At 70.9% G+C, this 19,299-nt stretch carries 17 protein-coding genes; 7 read left to right on the top strand and 10 right to left on the bottom strand.

The features are described 5' to 3' along the window. The first annotated feature begins 10 nt into the window (after positions 1 to 10). The 4 genes from BK819_RS16770 to BK819_RS06040 all read left to right on the top strand — a co-directional run bounded on the left by BK819_RS16770 (position 11) and on the right by BK819_RS06040 (position 3,350). Entirely contained in the window at positions 11 to 184 is a 174-nt protein-coding gene (locus BK819_RS16770; RefSeq protein WP_177173799.1) for a hypothetical protein, read from the top strand. A gap of 61 nt (positions 185 to 245) precedes the next feature. Continuing rightward, on the top strand, positions 246 to 1,532 hold the full coding sequence (gene nhaA / locus BK819_RS06050) for a Na+/H+ antiporter NhaA (RefSeq protein ID WP_071328350.1): 1,287 nt from the start codon (positions 246 to 248) through the stop codon (positions 1,530 to 1,532). A 100-nt stretch (positions 1,533 to 1,632) separates the two neighbouring features. Then, on the top strand, positions 1,633 to 2,781 hold the full coding sequence (locus BK819_RS06045) for a zinc-dependent alcohol dehydrogenase (RefSeq protein WP_071328349.1): 1,149 nt from the start codon (positions 1,633 to 1,635) through the stop codon (positions 2,779 to 2,781). A 2-nt stretch (positions 2,782 to 2,783) separates the two neighbouring features. Continuing rightward, complete coding sequence (locus tag BK819_RS06040; RefSeq protein ID WP_071328348.1) at positions 2,784 to 3,350, top strand: hypothetical protein; 567 nt, start codon at positions 2,784 to 2,786, stop codon at positions 3,348 to 3,350. Between the two features lie 30 nt (positions 3,351 to 3,380). Here BK819_RS06040 and BK819_RS06035 read toward each other — a convergent pair whose 3' ends face one another. The 4 genes from BK819_RS06035 to BK819_RS06020 form a co-directional block, all read right to left on the bottom strand. After that, entirely contained in the window at positions 3,381 to 5,471 is a 2,091-nt protein-coding gene (locus BK819_RS06035; RefSeq protein WP_071328347.1) for a heavy metal translocating P-type ATPase, read from the bottom strand. Between the two features lie 67 nt (positions 5,472 to 5,538). Continuing rightward, positions 5,539 to 5,799 (bottom strand): YHS domain-containing protein, encoded by a 261-nt coding sequence (locus BK819_RS06030; protein ID WP_071328346.1) that lies wholly within the window; start codon positions 5,797 to 5,799, stop codon positions 5,539 to 5,541. A gap of 23 nt (positions 5,800 to 5,822) precedes the next feature. Next, positions 5,823 to 8,078 (bottom strand): cation-translocating P-type ATPase, encoded by a 2,256-nt coding sequence (locus BK819_RS06025; RefSeq protein WP_071328345.1) that lies wholly within the window; start codon positions 8,076 to 8,078, stop codon positions 5,823 to 5,825. Then, on the bottom strand, positions 8,078 to 8,287 hold the full coding sequence (locus BK819_RS06020; protein WP_025103117.1) for a heavy-metal-associated domain-containing protein: 210 nt from the start codon (positions 8,285 to 8,287) through the stop codon (positions 8,078 to 8,080). Before BK819_RS06020 ends, BK819_RS06025 begins: the two co-directional genes overlap by 1 nt. Before the next feature lie 157 nt (positions 8,288 to 8,444). On the opposite strand from BK819_RS06020, the gene BK819_RS06015 reads away from it, so the two are divergent. Further along, on the top strand, positions 8,445 to 9,377 hold the full coding sequence (locus BK819_RS06015; protein ID WP_071328737.1) for an HAD family phosphatase: 933 nt from the start codon (positions 8,445 to 8,447) through the stop codon (positions 9,375 to 9,377). Between the two features lie 15 nt (positions 9,378 to 9,392). On the opposite strand, the gene BK819_RS06010 is transcribed toward BK819_RS06015, so the two are convergent. From BK819_RS06010 to BK819_RS05990, 5 genes are all read right to left on the bottom strand, one after another. Then, positions 9,393 to 10,277: a formylglycine-generating enzyme family protein gene (locus BK819_RS06010; RefSeq protein ID WP_371259835.1), complete on the bottom strand. Its 885-nt coding sequence runs from the start codon at positions 10,275 to 10,277 to the stop codon at positions 9,393 to 9,395. A gap of 43 nt (positions 10,278 to 10,320) precedes the next feature. Then, positions 10,321 to 12,654: an arylsulfatase gene (locus BK819_RS06005; protein ID WP_071328736.1), complete on the bottom strand. Its 2,334-nt coding sequence runs from the start codon at positions 12,652 to 12,654 to the stop codon at positions 10,321 to 10,323. A gap of 80 nt (positions 12,655 to 12,734) precedes the next feature. Continuing rightward, positions 12,735 to 14,057 (bottom strand): hypothetical protein, encoded by a 1,323-nt coding sequence (locus BK819_RS06000; RefSeq protein ID WP_071328343.1) that lies wholly within the window; start codon positions 14,055 to 14,057, stop codon positions 12,735 to 12,737. Between the two features lie 28 nt (positions 14,058 to 14,085). After that, complete coding sequence (locus BK819_RS05995; protein WP_071328342.1) at positions 14,086 to 14,436, bottom strand: SHOCT domain-containing protein; 351 nt, start codon at positions 14,434 to 14,436, stop codon at positions 14,086 to 14,088. Between the two features lies 1 nt (position 14,437). Next, complete coding sequence (locus tag BK819_RS05990) at positions 14,438 to 14,872, bottom strand: DUF6325 family protein (protein WP_071328735.1); 435 nt, start codon at positions 14,870 to 14,872, stop codon at positions 14,438 to 14,440. 153 nt (positions 14,873 to 15,025) lie between these two features. Here BK819_RS05990 and BK819_RS05985 point away from each other — a divergent pair, with 153 nt between their 5' ends. Beyond that, entirely contained in the window at positions 15,026 to 15,442 is a 417-nt protein-coding gene (locus BK819_RS05985) for a DUF6325 family protein (protein WP_071328341.1), read from the top strand. A 13-nt stretch (positions 15,443 to 15,455) separates the two neighbouring features. Here the strand turns inward: BK819_RS05985 and BK819_RS05980 are convergent, their stop codons facing one another. Continuing rightward, the gene (locus BK819_RS05980) at positions 15,456 to 17,909 is read right to left on the bottom strand and encodes a LuxR C-terminal-related transcriptional regulator (RefSeq protein WP_071328340.1); all 2,454 of its coding nucleotides are present in this window, start codon (positions 17,907 to 17,909) and stop codon (positions 15,456 to 15,458) included. A gap of 181 nt (positions 17,910 to 18,090) precedes the next feature. Here BK819_RS05980 and BK819_RS05975 point away from each other — a divergent pair, with 181 nt between their 5' ends. Further along, positions 18,091 to 19,227 (top strand): AI-2E family transporter, encoded by a 1,137-nt coding sequence (locus tag BK819_RS05975; protein WP_256209403.1) that lies wholly within the window; start codon positions 18,091 to 18,093, stop codon positions 19,225 to 19,227. Positions 19,228 to 19,299: the final 72 nt, after the last annotated feature.

The following is a 19,299-nucleotide window of genomic DNA, read 5'->3' as shown; positions in this document are numbered from 1 at the left end:
GCCTGGATCCGTGCCCACCCTCCACATCGCCGGTTCGACGCGCGCTCCGCGCCGTCTGTCGTCCGCGACGCCGATGACGGAGTGGATGCGCGTGGTCCTGCACCCCGGCACCAACGGGTGGACGAGCGTCTGGGGCACCCTCTCGCACGGCGAGATCGCGGGCTGCCCGCCGCCACGGGGATAGGCCGCGCCCGGACGGGTGCGGCGACATCGCGTCACCCATCCATCTGCCGTGAGGTATCCCTGTGTCTTCTTCGTCGTCCCCTGCCCGTTTCCGTCTCGCGCCGCATGAGCTCTGGCGCGGCATCCGCTCCACCGCCCGCAGCGACGTGCTGGGCGGCGGTCTCCTGCTGACCGCCACGCTCGCCGCCCTGATCCTCGCCAACTCCCCCGCCGCCTCCTGGTACGAGGCCGTCAGGGACTTCCGCTTCGGGATCCCGGAGTGGCACCTCGAGCTCAGTGTCGGCGCCTGGGCCGCCGACGGGTTGCTCGCGGTGTTCTTCTTCGTCGTCGGACTGGAGCTGAAGGAGGAGTTCGTCGCCGGCCGCCTCCGCGACCCCCGCCGTGCCGCGCTTCCGATCGCCGCCGCAGTGGGCGGCGTCATCGTCCCCGCCCTGTTCTTCGTCGCGATCAACGCGTCCTCCGGCGCCGAGGTCCTCCGCGGATGGGCGATCCCCACGGCCACGGACATCGCGTTCGCGATCGCGGTGCTCGCCGTCGTCGGCCGCTTCCTGCCGCCGGCGCTGCGGGTGTTCCTGCTGACCCTCGCGATCATCGACGACCTCATCGCCATCACCATCATCGCCACCTTCTACACCGAGACCATCAGCTTCCCCTGGCTGATCCTCGCGCTCCTCCCCCTCGCCGGCTTCGCACTCGCCGTGCAGAACGGCATCCGGTCCTGGTGGATCCTGCTTCCCCTCGCCCTGGCCGTCTGGGCGTTCGTGCATGCGTCCGGCGTGCACGCCACGGTGGCCGGCGTGCTGCTCGGCTTCATGGTGCCGGTGCGTCCGACGGCCCGCGCGCGGGTGCGCACGGGGACGGACGCCGACGGCGCCCCGGTGTACGACGGTCTCGCCGCGCACTTCGCGGATCGCTGGGGCATCGTGGCGACCCTCGTCGCCGTGCCGGTGTTCGCGTTCTTCGCAGCCGGGGTCGAGATCGGCGGCGTGGAGGGTCTCGTCTCGGCCCTGACCGATCCGATCACGATCGGGATCATCGTGGGCCTCGTGCTCGGGAAGCCGGTCGGCATCCTGCTCACGACCTTCCTGTTGAGCCGGGTGCCGGCGCTGCGCCTCGACGAGACGCTGCGCTGGCCGGATCTCGCCGGCATGTCCCTCCTCGCGGGCATCGGATTCACGGTCTCGCTGCTGGTGGGTGAGCTCGCGTACGGCAGCAGCAGCGTCGCGGACGATCACGTGAAGATCGGCGTGCTCGTCGGCTCACTCCTCGCCGCGGTCCTCGGCGGACTCGTGCTCGCGGCCCGCAGCCGTCGGGCACGCGCCGAGATCGGGCTCCCGCCCGGGGCCTGACCTCGGTCCTCTACGCTCCCCTGCGCCATCCGTCAATGCCCTGAGTCATCCCCGAGGCGGTGCCTAGCGTCGGTCACTCCACGTAGCGAAGGAGCACCCGATGAAGGCGATGACCTACCGCGGACCGTACAAGATCCGCGTCGAGGAGAAACCCGACCCGACGATCCAACACCCCAACGACGCGATCGTCCGGGTCACGAGAGCCGCCGTGTGCGGGTCGGATCTCCACCTCTTCCACGGCATGATGCCCGACACCCGCATCGGGCACACCTTCGGTCACGAGATCGTCGGGGTGGTCGAGGAGGTCGGTCCCTCCGTGGAGACGCTGCGCCCGGGTGACCGGGTGATGGTGCCGTTCAACATCTACTGCGGCTCGTGCTACTTCTGCCGCCGCGGCCTCTTCTCGAACTGCCACAACGTGAATCCCAACGCGACCGCGGTCGGGGGGATCTACGGCTACTCGCACACGACCGGCGGGTACGACGGCGGGCAGGCGGAGCGCGTGCGCGTGCCGTTCGCGGATGTCGGCCCCTCGGTGATCCCGGAGTGGCTCGCCTCCGAGGACGCGCTGCTGCTCACCGACGCGTTCTCCACCGGCTACTTCGGCGCGCAGCAGGCGGACATCGCCGAAGGGGACACGGTGGTCGTGTTCGGCGCCGGGCCCGTCGGTCTGGCCGCCGCCCGCTCGGCCTGGTTCCTCGGCGCAGGACGGGTCATCGTCGTCGACCACCTCGACTACCGGCTCGAGAAGGCACGGGACTTCGCCTTCGCCGAGACGATGCACCTGCACGAAGCCGGTGACATCGTGCTCGCGCTGAAGAAGGCGACCGGCTACCTCGGCGCGGACGTGGTGATCGACGCGGTCGGCGCGGAGGCGGACGGCAGCGTCGTCCAGCACGTGACCGCCGCGAAGCTCAAGCTGCAGGGCGGCTCCCCCGTCGCGGTGAACTGGGCCATCGACAGCGTGCGCAAGGGCGGCACCGTGTCGATCCTCGGTGCCTACGGCCCGCTGGTGACCTCGGTGCGCCTCGGCGACATCATGAACAAGGGGCTCACGGTGCGCGGCAACCAGGCTCCCGTGAAGAGGCAGTGGCCGCGACTGCTCGAACACATCCAGGCGGGGCACATCCGTCCGTCCGAGCTGCTGACGCACCGCTTCCCGCTGGAGCACATCGCGGAGGCCTACCACGTGTTCTCGTCCAAGCTCGACGACTGCATCAAACCGCTCATCGTCGTCGGAGAGGAATGACCATGCCGTACGAAGGATCCCGACCCATCCCCGCACCGACCCCCGATGAGCTGCGTGCCCGGATCCCGGGCTGGGGCGCCGACCTCGCCCCCGAGCACCGCCGCACCTGGCAGCAGCTGGAGGATGTCGGCGACACCGGCGCGCATTGGGACCTCCCCGAGCGTCAGGGCCCCGACCGCGGTCGCGAGCGCTCGATCGAGCACGGGATGCTGCCTCCCGTCTGGGGCACCGCCCAGCCGCTGCACGGCCTGTCCGGCGCCATCCGGCGCGTGGCCTACGACCGGTTCAGCGAGACGAAGAACACCCGCTGGCTGCTGCTCGTGCTGGGCGACCGCGTCGATGCCGTGACCGCGCACGCCCGCTCCCTTATCACCCGGCGGCCGGACGACCCCATCACGCAGACCGGCGTCCTCGCGGAACCGCAGCATCGTCCGCTCGCGTCGCGGTTCGGACGCGGCCGCATCGATCTCCGGCACACCTGGCTCGACCCGATCATCGTCGTGGGGCCCTGGGTGCTGACGGCGGTCCTGAGCGTCCGCGCTCTCCGCCGCCTCGGCCGTCGGCGCTGAGCCGGGACCGAGACGGCGGCGTGGTGGCGCTCAGCGCTGCAGGATGTCCGCGGTGACGACCTCCGGACGGAGATCGAGCCGCCGCAGCAGCTGCGCATTGAGCGCCACCACGATCGTCGACAGCGACATGAGCACCGCGCCGACCGACATCGGCAGCACGAACCCGATCGGAGCGAGCACACCCGCGGCGAGCGGGACGGAGAGCAGGTTGTACCCGGCCGCCCACCAGAGGTTCTGCCTCATCTTCCGGTACGAGGCGCGGGAGAGCTCGATCACCGACAGCACCGCACGCGGGTCGTCTCCGGCGAGGATCACGCCGGCGGAGGCGATCGCCACGTCCGTGCCGGCGCCGATCGCCAGGCCCACGTCGGCCTGAGCGAGCGCGGGGGCGTCGTTCACGCCGTCACCCACCATCGCGACCTTGCGGCCCTCACGCTGCAGCTCCTGCACCTTCGCGGCCTTGTCCTCCGGCCGGACGCCGGCGAACACACGGTCGATGCCGAGGTCGGCCGCGACGGTGTGCGCGACGGCTTCCGCGTCGCCGGTGATCATCACGACCTGGACGCCGAGCGCATGCAGCGCATCGACCGCGTCCCGCGACTCCGGACGCACCTCGTCCGCGAGCTTGAGCGCCCCGATGACGCGGCCGTCCCGCAGCACGTGCAGGATGATCGCGCCGTCCGCACGCCACCCTTCCGCGACGGGCAGCTCGCGGGCATCCTCCTCCGTGAGCAGGTGCGGGCCGCCGACGCGGATCACGGCACCGTCCACCGTCGCGGTCACCCCCACTGCCGGCGAGGACGAGAAGTCGCGGCTCGCCGGCACGCGGAGCTCCCTGTCGCGAGCGGCCCGGACGATGGCCTTCGCCAGCGGATGCTCGCTGTCGGCCTCGGCGGCCGCGGCGAGCGCCAGCACCTCCTCCGCGGTCTCCGCACCGGCCACCGACACCGCGGAGACGACGGGCTCGCCCTTGGTCAGCGTGCCGGTCTTGTCGAACAGCACGGTGTCGACGGTACGCATGCTCTCCAGGGCCAGCCGGTCCTTCACCAGCACGCCGCCACGGGCCGCGCGCTCGGTCGCGATCGAGACGACGAGCGGGATGGCCAGGCCCAACGCGTGCGGGCAGGCGATCACGAGCACGGTGATCGTGCGGATCACGGCGTCGTCCGGCAGGCCGACCGCGCTCCACACCACCGCGGTGATCGCGGCAGCACCGAGCGCGAACCAGAACAGCCAGCCGGCGGCCGTATCGGCCAGACGCTGTGCGCGGGACGAGGAGTTCTGCGCTTCCGTCACGAGCCGCTGGATGCCCGCGAGCGTCGTATCGTCTCCGGTCGCGGTGATCTCCACGCGGAGGCCGGAGTCGGTGGCGACGGTTCCCGCGGTCACCGGATCGCCGGTCGTCCGGGTGACGGTGCGGGACTCCCCCGTCACCATGGACTCGTCCATCGAGGCGCGGCCGTCCACGATCCGCCCGTCGGCGGGGATGCTGCCGCCGGGACGCACCACGACGACATCGCCCACGCGGAGGTCCGACGGGGCGACTCGCACGACCTGATCGCCCTCGACGCGCTCGGCCTCGTCCGGCAGCAGCGCGGCCAACGAGTCGAGGGCGGAGGTGGTCTGCGCCAGCGACCGCATCTCGATCCAGTGCCCGAGCAGCATGATCACGATGAGGAGCGCGAGCTCCCACCAGAAATCGAGCTCATGATGCAGCAGGCCGAGGCTCGCTCCCCACGACGCGACGAATGCCACGGTGATCGCGAGCCCGATGAGCAGCATCATGCCGGGCTGCCGCGCACGGATCTCGCTGACGGCGCCGGTGAGGAACGGCTTGCCTCCCCACACGTACATGACCGTGCCGAGGACCGGCGACACCCAGACCAGGCCCGGGATGTCGGGAAGCGGGTAGCCCACGATCATCGCGAACATGCCCGAGAGCAGCACGGTCGGCACGGCCAGGACGAGCATGATCCAGAACAGCCGCCGGAACTGCGCGACGTGGTCGCCGTGACCGCCATGTCCCCCGTGACCGCCGTGGCCGGTGTGGTCCGCGTGCGTGTCGGCCTCCGCTTCAACGGGGTGGCCGTGCGCGGAATGGTCGTGATGCGAGGTGCTCATGTCTTCCCTCCAACGTCGATGATGCCGTGCGGGGCCGGATCTGTCGCGGCCCCGCACGGGTGGGGGCTCAGGCCGCCCTGGTGTACTTCGCGGGATCGGCGTCGAACGCCGGCCCGCAGCCCGCGCAGCAGAAGTAGTAGCGCGTGCCCTCGTGGTCGCGGTACAGCCCCGCGGCCTCGGCCGTGGCGATCACCACCGGTGTGCCGGCCATCACCGGGCATTCGGCCATGCCCTCGGCCGGCGCGGCGAGCAGGTCGGTGCGCCCTTCGGCGGAGACGCCGCTCTGGCGCGGAACGCTGCAGCAGGATCCTGCGGGGGAATCGGACATGTCGGTACTCCTCTGTCTCTCGTTCACGGGGTGTCCACCGCCCTGCTGCGGAAGGACCGCAGGCGGAGGCTGTTGCCGACGACGAAGACGCTGGAGAACGCCATCGCCGCACCGGCGAGCATGGGGTTGAGCAGGCCGAGTGCCGCCAGCGGGATCGCTGCGACGTTGTAGGCGAAGGCCCAGAACAGGTTGCCCTTGATCGTGCCGAGCGTGCGCCGGGCCAGGCGGATCGCGTCCGCCGCACTGCGCAGATCGCCGCGGACGAGGGTGATGTCGCTCGCCTCGATCGCCGCGTCTGTCCCGGTCCCCATCGCCATCCCCAGGTCGGCCTGGGCGAGGGCCGCGGCGTCGTTCACGCCGTCTCCCACCATCGCGACGACCTTGCCTTCGTCCTGGAGCCGGCGCACCACGTCCACCTTGTCCTGGGGCAGCACCTCGGCGATCACCTCGGCGATGCCCACCTCGCGGGCGATCTGCTCTGCCACTGCGCGGTTGTCGCCGGTGAGCAGGACAGGCGTCAGTCCCAGCGCCCGGAGCTGCGCCACCGCCTCCGCGCTCGTGGCCTTGACCGCATCGGCGACGACGAGCACCCCGCGGGCACGACCGTCCCAGCCCACCGCGATCGCGGTCTTGCCCTGGGCCTCCGCCTCGGCCTTGGCCGCAGCCAGCCCCGGGGACAGGTGCTGCGACCAGTCGGCGAGCAACGAGGCGCGTCCCACGACGACGGCGTGGCCGTCCACGATGCCCTGGACGCCCCTGCCCTCGACGTTCGCGAACTCCTCGACGCTCGGCAGGGCACCGAGCTCCCGGGTGGCCGCGGCCGCCACGGCCTGCGCGATGGGGTGCTCGGAGGCGTCCTCGAGGGCACCGGCGAGCCTCAGCAGCTCCTCGCCATCCACGCCGTCGTCGGTGTGCACCGCCGTCAGCGTCATGCGGCCGGCGGTGACGGTCCCCGTCTTGTCGAGCAGGATCGTGTCGACCTTCCGAGTCGACTCGAGCACCTCAGGGCCCTTGATGAGGATGCCCATCTGGGCACCGCGACCCGTGCCGACGAGCAAGGCGGTCGGCGTGGCCAGCCCCAGCGCGCAGGGGCAGGCGATGATGAGCACCGCGACCGCGGCAGTGAAGGCGGCGGACGCCGGGAACCCGGCCCCCAGCCACACTCCCAGCGTGCCGAGGGCGATCACGATCACGATCGGCACGAAGATCCCGGAGATACGGTCCGCGAGGCGCTGCACCTCGGCCTTCCCGGTCTGCGCCTCCTCCACGAGCCGCGCCATCTGGGCGAGCTGGGTGTCTGCGCCGATGCGGGTCGCACGCACCACCAGGCGTCCCCCGGCGTTCACCGTGGCTCCGGTGACGGCATCGCCGGCACCGACCTCCACGGGCACCGACTCGCCGGTCAGCATCGAGGCGTCGACCGCGGACGTGCCGCTGACCACCACGCCGTCGGTGGCGATCTTCTCCCCCGGGCGCACGACGAATGCGTCCCCGACCCGCAGTTCGCTCGTCGGGATCCGGGTCTCGACGCCCTGCCGGAGCACGGCGACCTCCTTCGCGCCGAGCTCCAGCAGCGCCCGGAGCGCCGCACCGGCCTGCCGCTTCGAGCGCTTCTCGAAGTAGCGCCCGGCGAGGATGAACGTGGTCACCCCCGCCCCGACCTCGAGGTAGATGTTCCCGGCGCCGTCGCTGGGCGCGACGGTGAGCTCGAACGGGTGTGTCATGCCGGGCATCCCGGCGGTGCCGAAGAAGAGCGCGTACAACGACCACAGCAGGGCGGCGATCGTGCCCATGGAGATGAGCGTGTCCATCGTGGCCGCACCGTGCCGGAGGTTGATCCACGCCGCCTTGTGGAACGGCCACGCCGCCCACACGATCACGGGGCCCGCGAGCGCGAGCGACAGCCACTGCCAATACGTGAACTGGAGCGCCGGGATCATCGCCATCGCGATGACCGGGACGGTGAGCACGACGGACGCGATCAACCGGTGACGCAACGCCGTGAGCTCCGGATCCGGCTGCTCTCCGTCGGGCTGCGCACCCTTCGGCGAGGGAGGCGCGGGAACGACGGCGGTGTAGCCGGTCTTCTCGACCTCGGCGATGAGCACGGCGGTGTCCACGCCTTCCGGCGCCGTGACCGTCGCCTTCTCGGTGGCGTAGTTCACGGTCGCGGTGACGCCGTCGAGACGGTTGAGCTTCTTCTCGATCCGCATCGCGCACGACGCACACGTCATGCCGCCGATCTCCAGCTCCACGCTGGTCGCGGACGGGGTGTCCATCAGGACCGGACCGCCTGGTAGCCCGCCTCGTCAACGGCGGCCAGCACGGCCGTGTCGTCGACGGGGGCGGAGCTGCGCACCACGAGTCTCCCGCTCTGCGCGCTGACATCGATACCCTCGACACCGGGGATGCGCGACACCTCGTCGCGGATCGCCATCTCGCAGTGGCCGCAGGTCATTCCGGTGACCTGGTACTCGCTCGTGCTCATCATGCTTCCTTTCCTCGGGATACCCCCCTGGGGTACTCCTTCGGCACAACTCTATACCCTCCGAGGGTATTCCCGCACGCCCGGGCCGCAGCGGGACTCGTCCGCTCCGGGTGAGGGACGCTCGGCATCCGTCGCCGGGCCTGTGAAGATCGCGGTCATGGACTCCTCACCTCTGGCTTCCTGGCGGGACACCGGCACGCGGCGCACGATCGAGGCGTTCGTCGCCGCCGTGACGGAGGGCACCGACGCCGTCCCCGTCGACGAACGCATCGCGGTGTTCGACAACGACGGCACTCTCTGGTCGGAGAAGCCCATGCCCACCCAGCTGCACTACGTCGTCGAGCGCTGGCGCGAAGAGGCGACCCGCGACCCGTCCCTGGCCGACCGGCAGCCCTACCGAGCAGCGGTCACCGGTGACCTCGCCTGGCTCGGCACCGCGATCGACAAGCACTACGCCGGCGACGACTCCGACCTCGGAGTCATCATCCAGGCGCTCCTGGGACTGACCGACGGCGTGAGCGTGGAGGACTACGCCCGCTCCGTGGCGGAGTTCTACCGCACGGCCCAGCACCCGCTCCTGGGCCGCCCCTACGCCGAATCGGTGTACCGCCCGATGGTCGAGCTGCTGCGGTACCTCGAGAGCCACGGCTTCACGTGCTACATCGTGTCGGGCGGCGAGCGCGATTTCATGCGGCCGATGACCCAGGCGAACTACGGCATCCCTCCCGAGCGGGTGATCGGCTCGGCGCTCGGACTCTCCTACGACGAGAAGGATGCCAGCATCCGCTACTCCTCGGCCCTGGCGTTCTTCGACGACGGACCGGAGAAGCCGGTGCGGATCTGGAGTCGGATCGGCCGGCGCCCGCTGCTGGCGGCCGGCAACTCCAACGGCGACATGCCGATGCTCGACTTCGCGCACGGCGGCCCGCGGCCCGGGCTCGCACTGCTGATCCATCACGACGATGGCGGCCGCGACGACACCCCCTACGACACGGGAGCCGAGCGGGCCCTGGACGCCGCAGCCGACCGGGGCTACACCGTGGTCAGCGTGAAGGACGACTGGGCGTCCGTGTTCCCCGACTCCGTCTGAGGCGGAGAACACCGGTCAGAGAGCGCAGCGGAAGCCGATGTGGGTCATTGCGGTGTCCTCCGCCTGGGCCGACCGCGCCGCGGGGCGATAGCGGAGGCAGTATTCGGGGGCGCAGAGGTGCGAGCCGCCTTTGAGCACGCGGCGAGGGATGGGTGACCCGGGCTCGGACGACAACAGGCTCGCGCGCTGACCGGCGTCGACACCCGCCGCACCCGGCGGCACGTGGCGATGCGTCCAGTAGTCGTCCGTCCACTCCCAGACGTTGCCGATCATGTCGTGCAGGCCGTAGCCGTTCGCGGGGAACGAGGCGACCGGAGCGGTGCCGATCCACCCGTCTGCGCCGTCGTTCCGGTAGGGGAAGGCACCCTGCCAGGTGTCGGCCATGAGGGTGCCGTCCGGCTTCGTCTCCTGACCCCAGGCGAAGCGGGCACCGACGAGCCCACCGCGCGCCGCCCATTCCCACTCCGCCTCGGTGGCCAGGCGCCTGCCGGCCCACGCGGCGTAGGCAGCGGCATCGGGATACGCGACCTGCACGACCGGATGGTCGAGGCGGTCGTCGATCGACGACCCCTGCCCGAACGGGTGGCGCCAGGACGCCCCCGGCTCCCACCGCCACCACTGCCGCCAGTCGCGCAGGTCCACGGGGCCGGTGGTCGGTGTGAAAACCATGGCGCCGGGGACGAGGTCGTCCGGATGCACGCCGGGATAGTCGGCGGGGTCCATCGGCCGCTCGGCGATCGTGACGTACCCGGTGTCCTCGACGAACGCGGCGTACTGGCGGTTCGTCACGGGATGCTGATCCAGCGTGAACGCCTCCACGCGCCGCTCGTGGACTGGTCCTTCCTCCGGGTAGAACTCGTCCGACCCCATGAGAAGCGTTCCGCCGGGGATCTCGATCATCGCCGTCATGACCTCATGCTAGGCCTCGGCCCCCTCCGTTCGATCACTCCCGCGACAGCATCGCCGCCGCCTCGAGTTCCATATCGAGATACTGCTCTGTGCTCACGTCCACCGCCACGCCCAGCAGCTTGCCGCCGGTGAACGGGAACGGGTTGCGGTACTGGGCGCTCACCGGGTCGGCGCTGTCCCACCCCACGCAGAGACCGTCGCCGCACAGCGTGAACTTCCCGACCTGCGCCCGCATCGGACCCGACGCCACGGCGCGATCATCGACGTACAGCGTGGCCGTGCCGACGGACTCGCCGTGCTCCCCCGCTCCCTCGCGGACGAACTCCACGCCGAGGGTGTGCGGGCCCGGGGTGAGTTCGTCGGAGGAGAACGACTGCTCCGGTGGGATGCCGAGGAAGTTGTACACGTAGACGAGTCTGTTGTCTTTGAGGAACAGCGAGTGCCCGCCGAAGCGAGAGCCGTGGGCGAACAGCACGCCCTCCGCCCCCTCGTCGAGGATCACGTCGGCGATGATCTTGTAAGAGCGCCCGCGGATGTTCACCGCGACGCTCTCCGGCACCGCCGCGGTGCCGGGGAAGTACACGTACCGTTCCCGGGGCTCTTCCGCCTGAGGCCTGGGGACCGTGAGGATCTCGCGGGCCGACCGGTCGTCGAGCGGAAGCGCGAAGTTCGCCTCCGCCTCCGCGAACCACGCGGAGATGAGCTCCTGCAGCTTCTCCGGGTGGGTCGCGGCCAGGTCGTCCGACTCGGAGCGGTCCTCCGCCACGTGGTACAGCTCCCAGACGTCATCATCGAAGTGACCCTTGCCGCTCAGCGGCGCGTGCACGGCGGCGGCCTTCCAGCCGTCCTTCCAGATGCCCCTCGTCCCGAGCATGGAGTAGTACTGGACCGTCTTCGTCGTCGGCCCGTCCGGCGCGGCGTCGAAGGAAGATCGCATCGAGACGCCGTCGAGCGGTCGCTGCGGCACCCCACGGAACGACTCCGGCATCTCGATGCCGATCACGTCGAGCACCGTCGCGACGACGTCCACCGAGTGGTGGTACTGGTGGCGCAGCTCCCCCTTCGCGGCGATGCCCTTCGGCCAGTGCACGACCATCGGGTCGCAGGTGCCGCCGGAGTACTGGGAGTACCGCTTGAACATCTGGAAGGGGGTGGAGAACGCCGCCGCCCACCCCGTCGGGTAGTGGTTGTAGGTGTCGGCGGACCCGAGCGTGTCGATCATCGCGAGGTTCTCGGCGAGGTCGTCGGGATAGCCGTTGAAGAACTTGTTCTCGTTCACCGAGCCGTCCGGCGACCCCTCCCCGGAGGCGCCGTTGTCGGCGCAGTAGAAGATGATCGTGTTCTCCAGCTGCCCCGTCTCCTCCAGATAGTCCACGATCCGCCCGACCTGTGCGTCCGTGTACTCGGAGAAACCGGCGAAGACCTCGGCCATCCGGGCGAAGAGCCTCCGCTCGTCGTCGTTCAGCTCCGACCACGGACGCACGTGGTCGGCGGGGTTCGCGGCGTCCTCCGGCAGCGGGTTGAACGGCGTCATCCGCGTGCCCTCCGGCAGCACGCCCTTCTCGATCATCCGGGCGAGCACCCAGTCGCGGTAGGCATCGTAGCCGTCGTCGAACGCGCCCTTGTACTTGTCGATGTATTCCTGCGGAGCGTGGTGCGGCGCGTGGTTCGCCCCCGGGCAGAACCACATGTACCACGGCTTCGAGGGATTCGACGCCTGCTGGTTCCTGATCATCGCGAGCGCCTGATCGGCGAGGTCCTTGGACAGGTGGTACCCCTCCTCCGGGCCGTACGGCTGCTCGATGAAGTGATTGTCCTCCACGAGGTCCGGGTACCAGTTGTTCGTCTCGCCGCCGAGGAATCCGTAGAAGCGGTCGAACCCGAGCTGCAGCGGCCACATCGAGCGGCTGCCGCCCGGAGCGATGTCCTCCTCCGGGACGTTGTGGTTCTTGCCGAGCCAGAACGTGCTGTACCCGTTCTCCTGCAGCACCTGTCCGATCGTCGCGCACTCCGCGGGAAGCCGTCCCGCGAAGCCGGGAAAGCCGTTCGTGCCCTCCATGATGACGCCGGCGCGGTTGACGTGATGATTTCGTCCCGTGAGCATGGTGGACCGCGTCGGGGAGCACAGCGCCGTGGTGTGCCACTGCGTGTAGGTGAGGCCGCCAGCGGCGAGACGGTCCATGGTCGGCATCGAGATCCGGCCGCCGTACGGCGACCAGGAGGCGAGCCCGGTGTCGTCGTAGAGCACCACGAGGACGTTCGGAGCGCCCTCGGGCGCCTTCCGCAGCTCGTACGGCGACCAGTCGGGACGGGAGTCGCGGACGTCCAGCCTGATCTCGCCCGCGAAGTCCGCATTGAATTCCGGCATCATCTCTCCTTCGCTCTGGGCGCGGCCGCGCGCGCCTCGATCCGAGTCTCCGGACCCGGCCTACATCCCGACAGGGGTCCTCACCCGGGCAGGGTGGCCTCGGCGTCGGCGGCGTCCTCGACGACCGTGGCGGGCCCTGGGCGCCGCAGCAGCTCGACGAGGATCGTCAGCACGAGCACGCCGAGCGCCACGCCGAGGACGGCTCCGAAGGTGACCGGACGCGTCGCCAGAAGGATCAGGACCCCGATCGCCATCCCCGCGATGAGGATCGCACCGCGATAGCGGTCGACCGCCCGCCCGAACCGCCCGGTCGAGATCCCGCGCGCCTCAGCCGCGTCGCGCAGCGCCCCGAACCCGCTCTCCGTGACGCGCCGCACCGTGAGGGCGCTGCGGCTCGACCCGGCGAGCCAGGCCCAGAGCGCGATGAGCACCCCGACCAGAGCGAGCGCGACGATCGTGGAGCCGAGGAGCGCGGTGAGCTGATCGAAGAGCGATTCGGCCGCCGCGGCCGTCATGATCGACGGGCTGACGGCGCTGACGAAGAACCCGCGCCCGACGCCCATCCCGGCGGCGAGGAGGAAGAAGACGACGGCGAAACCCGCACTCGTCCAGAACAGCGCCCGCGGCCGGTTCACCGCGAGCAGCACGCCGAGGACGACGAGGCCGAGGACCACCCAGGGCAGCCAGAACCCCGCCGTCACTGCGATCTGGTAGACCGTGCGGACCAGCACCAGCGCGTCGGCCTGCACCACGGGGATGGTGCGATCGATCACCGGGATGAGGTCGGCCACCCCGGCCCCGCGCTCCGCCAGAGCCTCCTTGACCCTTTCGACGACCGCGCCCACGTCCACCGAGAGCACGCCGTCGTCGCTGAGTTCCAGCGCGGTGCCGGGCTCGTCCTGCAGGATCGCGACGGCGCGCTCGTGCGTGAAGCGCAACGTCTCCGCCCAGATGTCGGCGAACTGCTGCGACGAGACCACATCGTGCACGACGCCGTCGATCAGGGACGACAACCCCGACGCGGCCGGGGCTTCCAGCAACCCGAGGGCGGCTGTGGCACGCGGCGGGAGGTCGAGGGCACGCAGGCCGTCGAAGAGCTCGCCGACCACCGCATCCAGGTCGACCTGCTCGTCGATCGCCGCCGTCACCTGGTCGGCGACGAAGTCCTGCACGTCCGGGTCCTCGGCCAGCGGAGCGAAGGTCGCGACGAACCGGTCCGCATCCACGAGCTGCAGTCGGGCCCACGTCCCCATCGCCGCGATCGGCGCCAGGAGCACGGCGACGACGAGCACGATCCCGGCGATGATGCTCCGGGCCGAGATCCGGCGTCGAGGGCGTCGGAGCGCCTCGTTCTCCAGCTCCAGCGCGCGCAGTCGTTCCCGCAGGTCTTCGATCTCGCTCATCGGCGTCTGGTCTCGATCGTCGCGACGCTCAGCTCAGCAGCTTCTGCTTCGCGGCGGTGAACTCCTCCTGAGTCAGCACGCCGGAGGCCTTCAGCGATCCGAGCTCCTGAAGCCGGGCGATCAGGTCGTCGGCCGGTGCGGGAGGCGCGGCCGGCGGGCTCGGCGGCGGCGCATACTGCGCAGCCGCGTTCCGAGCCGCGTCGTCCAGCTGGGCCTGTTGCTGGGCGGCCTCGTACTGCTGCTGCTCGTACTCGCTCTGCGCACGGCGCTCCTGATGCCGCATCGCGGCTCCCTGCACCGCGGTCGCCGTCCCCGCGACCACCGCGGTCCGCGCGGCGAGACCGATGAGCCCCGGCCGACCGAATCTCCGCAAGGGCATGTCAATCACCTTCCTGTTCGAGGATGTCCATCACCGCGTTGACGACGGGAGCCGGAACGCGCTCGCTGCGCAGCACCTGGCCTCCCGCCTCGGCCACAGCCTGGGCGAGGGTCCGGGCGAAGAGGAGCTCCAGGACCACGACCGCCGCCGACCGCCCCGGTGGCACGACCTCGGCCAAGGCGCGGACGTCGTCCTCGCTCGCAAGTCCGGACACGATCGGCTCGAGGCCGTCGAGGGTCAGGGGCTCCTCAGCCTCTTCCCGTTCGAGGATCTCGAGCTCCCCGTCCGCCGTCCGCGTCACCAGCACGAAGTCCAGCACGCGCACCACGCCCGTCGACACCAGGTCGGTCAGCGCCCCGAACGTGGACGGATCCGGTCGATCACCGTCGAAGCCCACGAGATAGAACTCGACGGGTCCGAATCGGAACTCCTTCATGTCGTCACCCTTCATCCGCGGTCCAGAATGGCACCGCCATCGTCGCCCGCTCGCCGAATCCTCACCCGCTCCGGGTGAGGATTCGGGACTCCCTCTCCGCGCGGCTGTCACCATCGGAGGACGGAGCGAATCGAGGTGGCCATGAGGAGCCGGGTGCTGGGAGACGTGGCGTTCGTCGTGGTCGAGCTCCGCAACGCACACCCGGGACCACCCGTCCTCGAACCGCTGCTGCGTCAGGTCGAGGACGGCACGCTGCGCGTGCTCGACTTCCTCGTCGTGCGCCACGACGCCGCCGAGGGGCACCGCATCACGGAGGTCGACGGAGACGACTTCTCGCTCGCCGGTCTGCCCCTCTACGCGCCGGGCCTGATCTCCCTCGACGACGTCGGATACTTCCTCCCCTGGGTGCCACAGGGGGCGGTCGCTGCGGTGATCCTGGTAGAACAGCGCTGGGACGTGCGCTTCGTCCGCGAGGTCGAAGACGGCGGCGATCGTATCCTGGCGACGCAGGCGATCCCCTCCGCGGTCGCGAACGCCGCCCTGGTGGCGACGCTCGGTGCACAGGCCTGACATCCCTCCCGACTCAGACCATGGCGTACACGGCCTCCCGGCGGGATGAGACCCCGAGCTTCCGGTAGATCGCACGTTGGTGCGTCTTCACCGTGTTGACCGAGACGCGCAGCTCCTGGGCGATCTCCGGCAGTGTCCGTGCGGTCTGCATCTGATGGAAGACGTCGCGCTCTCGCTCCGACAGCCGGTCCGTCACTGACCCCACGGCGTCGACGGCGAGGCACTTCTCGATGAACTCCTCGAATTGCGTGCCGTGATGCACCTGGGCCTGCAGCAGGCGCCGTACCGCGACCTCCCGCGGGCCGAAGAGCACGACGAGGTTCTCCTGCGAGGCCAGGGCGAGCGCGGCCTCGCACAGGTCATGAGCTTGCTCGTGGTGTCCGGTCCCGCGCCGCAGCACCGCCGCGGTGATGAGCGTGGCGGCCTTGACGTACGACAGCTCGGAGGCGCCCCGCAACGATCGGAGCATCTCCAGCGCCGCCGCATGCTCCTCGGCGCGACGCAGGATGCCGGACAGGGCCACTCCCACGAGCGGGAGGTCGGTGCCGCCCGCGTACTTCTTCGCGATGCGCAGCGCGCGCTCCCTCCGCCCCACCGCCTCCTCGAGCAGCGCCACCGACGATTCGCGGAACGCCGGCCACGCCACCCCCTGCACGACGTCGATGGGGAGCTCCTGCACCCCGATGGCGGCCCGACGACAGATCGCGGGGTCTCCCGTGAGCGCGGCGGCATAGGCGCCCATCATGCGCGCATGGCCGGCGAGATCCCGCCCGGAACCCGCCTCCTCGCGTGCCGCCTCGAAGATCCGCACCGCCTCCTCCGCCTCGCCGGACCAGTAGGCGACCCATCCGGCGGCGGCCTCGGCGCTTCCGCTCGCGAAGGTGTTCCGTGGGAGAACGGTGTCTCCGAGGCTCTCCTCCTCGGCCAGGACGGTCGCAGCCTCCGAGAGCCGACCCGAGGCGGCGAGGCCGTACGCCAGGTGACCGAGCGCGCGGGAGGTGAGGTCGCGGTCTCCCGCTTCCCGCGCCTCCCGCGCCGCGGCGGAGAAGTACTCGATCGCGAGATCCGGCGCCTCCCGATTGCGCAGCGCTGTCCATCCGAGCAGATGGTTGAGGGCCACCCGGCCGCCGTACATCCGGTCGTCCTCGGCCTGGAGGAGCGCGCGGATCTCGGGACCAGACACGGCCGTCTCGGCGGAGGACTCCGCCAGCAGCAGGCGGACGATGACCAAGACCGCCGGGTCGCCCGTGCCCGGCGTCCGATCGAGGAGCGCCTCGGCTCGGCGACACAGCTCTCGGGCGACGCGATGGTCTCCGAGGATATCGCTGGCACCGGCCCGCACGAGGAGGAGCTGTGGATCATCCGGCGTGTCCCGCAGGAGGGAGATCGCCGTCCGCTCGACGTCCCCCGCCGACGCGCCGACCACGAGCCCCAGCCAGTGGCGGAGCAGGATGGCCCTGGCACCGACGGGGTCCCCGGCGCGGCGCGCATGCGTCACGGCGGCGATCGGGTCCGTACCCTCCAGAGCGCGGGCGGCGCGGCGGTGCGCGGCGGCATACCTGTCGGCATCCGTCCGCGCGAGGTCGGCACACCGACGGGCGAACGCCGGATGCCACCGATAGATCGGGCCGGTCGGGCCGTCGAAACGGTCGAGGAACAGGCCGAGTCGGACGCAGCTCTCGAGGAGCTCGGCGGCGTCCCCCCTCGCCGTCACCACCGCCGCGGTCTCCGGGGTCAGCTCCGCGCAGACGGTGCCGTCGAGCACGAAGTCGGCGAGTCCCGGCGGCAGCGCAGCCAGCACGTGCTCGCGGACGTACTCGCTGAGGAAGGAGGATGCCGTCGACCCGGCGGTGGACGGCAGGGCACCGCCCACGAGCACGAGCCGGACCGCGATGGGCCACCCGCCGGTCTCCTCTCGGACCGCAGTCGCGTCGAGTCCGCCGGGGAGGGACAGCATCAGACGGCGGATCTCCTCGGTGGAGAACCGGAGCACGTCGACGCCGACGAACGATCCGGGGTGCATGAGGCGGTGTCGGGACAGGGTGACCTCGATCAGCGTCGTGCCGACGAGGACGAGACGGAGACCGTCCGGAGGCTGGTCGGCGAGCAGGCCGAGCAGCCCCTCGCGCCAGCCCTCGCCCGCGCGGTGCGCATCGTCGACGATGAGGTGCACCGGATGCTCGGCATCCTGCAGCGCCGCGCAGATCTGCCGGTAGGCGCGGACCGGGTCCTCGACGTCACGGGGCACGGCGAATGTGCGGCCCGCGCGGTCGGCGGCGAGGGCCAGCGCATTCATGACCCCGGACGTCAGCAGCGCGGGATCGTCGTCCGAGGCGCTCAGCGTGAGCCAGGCGACGTCGTCGCGCGTCGCGGCCCAGGCCGTGGCGGCCGTCGTCTTGCCGTAACCGCTCGGTGCGCTGAGGACCGTCACCCCGTCGGCGGCCACCGCCGCCGTGATCGCTGACATCACGCGTTCCCGCGGGAGGACGCCGATGGGCGGGGCGGGTGGCCGGAAGCGCATCGTCGGTCCCGGCCTCGTGGAACGTACGGGAGGCGACATGGCAACACGAAACCACGGGTCCGCGCCCCCTTCCAGGGGGTGAGCCCGCAATCACCCGGATGAAAGTGCCGGGGGCTACGCTGGCGGCGTGACCCCGCTCTCGACTCCTCCCGGCCCCGCGACAGACCGCGCGATCTCCCCTGCTCTGCGGACCCTGCTGATCCTGGCAGCGAGCGCGATCGTCCTCGCGGGCGTCTCGCTGGCGCGTGAGGTCTTCGGCCCCCTGGCCCTCGCGATCGTCATCGTCGTGATCGGCGAGCCGATCCGTCGGCCCTTCCAGCGCCCTGGCCGACCCGCCTGGATCGGGACGACGGCCGTGATCGTCCTCGCCTACGTGATCCTGCTGGCGGTGGCGGCGCTGCTGTGGCTTGCCGGCACCCAGTTCGCCCGACTCGTCGGCGACCTGGCGTCCCAGGACGGCCTCGTGCGCGCCGCCGATCAGGTCGTCGCCTGGCTGCAGTCCCTCGGGCTGGATCAGGAGGCGGCGGATGCGGCCGCCTCGATCCTCGATCCCGAGACCCTGCTCGGTGTGGCGGGGAGCCTGGGCAGCGCGGTGCTCGGCGTCGCCACCGCCCTGTTCTTCGTCTGCGCCTACATCATCTTCCTCGCAGCAGACGCAGCCCGATACCGGACCGCGCCGGCGCTCTTCGGCACCACGCACGGCCCGGTCCTGCGGCGCATCGCCCATCTGCAGACGGGGGTTCGCCGGTACTACGTCGTCAACGCCGCCTTCGGCGCCGTCGTGGCGATCATCGACGGCCTCGCGCTGTGGTGGATGGGCGTCCCCGCCCCGGTGGTCTGGGCGATCCTCGCCTTCGTGACGAACTTCATCCCGAACATCGGCTTCGTGCTCGGTCTCATCCCGCCCGCGATCCTCGCCTTCGTGGTGGGCGGCTGGCCGTTGCTCCTCGGCGTCATCGCCGTGTACTGCGTGGTGAACGTCGTGCTCCAGGTGCTCGTCCAACCCAAGTTCGTCAGCGACGCGGTCGACCTGAGCCTCACGTTGAGCTTCTTCTCCGTGATCTTCTGGACCTTCGTGATCGGGCCGCTCGGCGCCATCCTGTCGATCCCGCTGACCCTCCTCGTACGCGCGCTCGTCCTGGAGGGCGACCCGGGATCGACCTGGGTGCGCTGGGTCAGCGGCGACCGCACCGCTCTCCCCGAGCCGTCGCCGACGCCGACGGCGCCCGCGGCGCCGACTCGACGCCGTTTCCGCCGACGCTGACGCCGCGCGCCGCCGGCACCGCACCGCGAAATCACCAGGGCGAGGTTGCCCGCCGCTCTGGTCGTCGCCGTC

The organism is Microbacterium sp. LCT-H2, assembly GCF_001866135.1.
Lineage (GTDB): Bacteria > Actinomycetota > Actinomycetes > Actinomycetales > Microbacteriaceae > Microbacterium.
The sequence above is the reverse complement of the archived record's forward strand: the minus strand, read 5'-3'. Positions and strand labels throughout refer to the sequence as shown.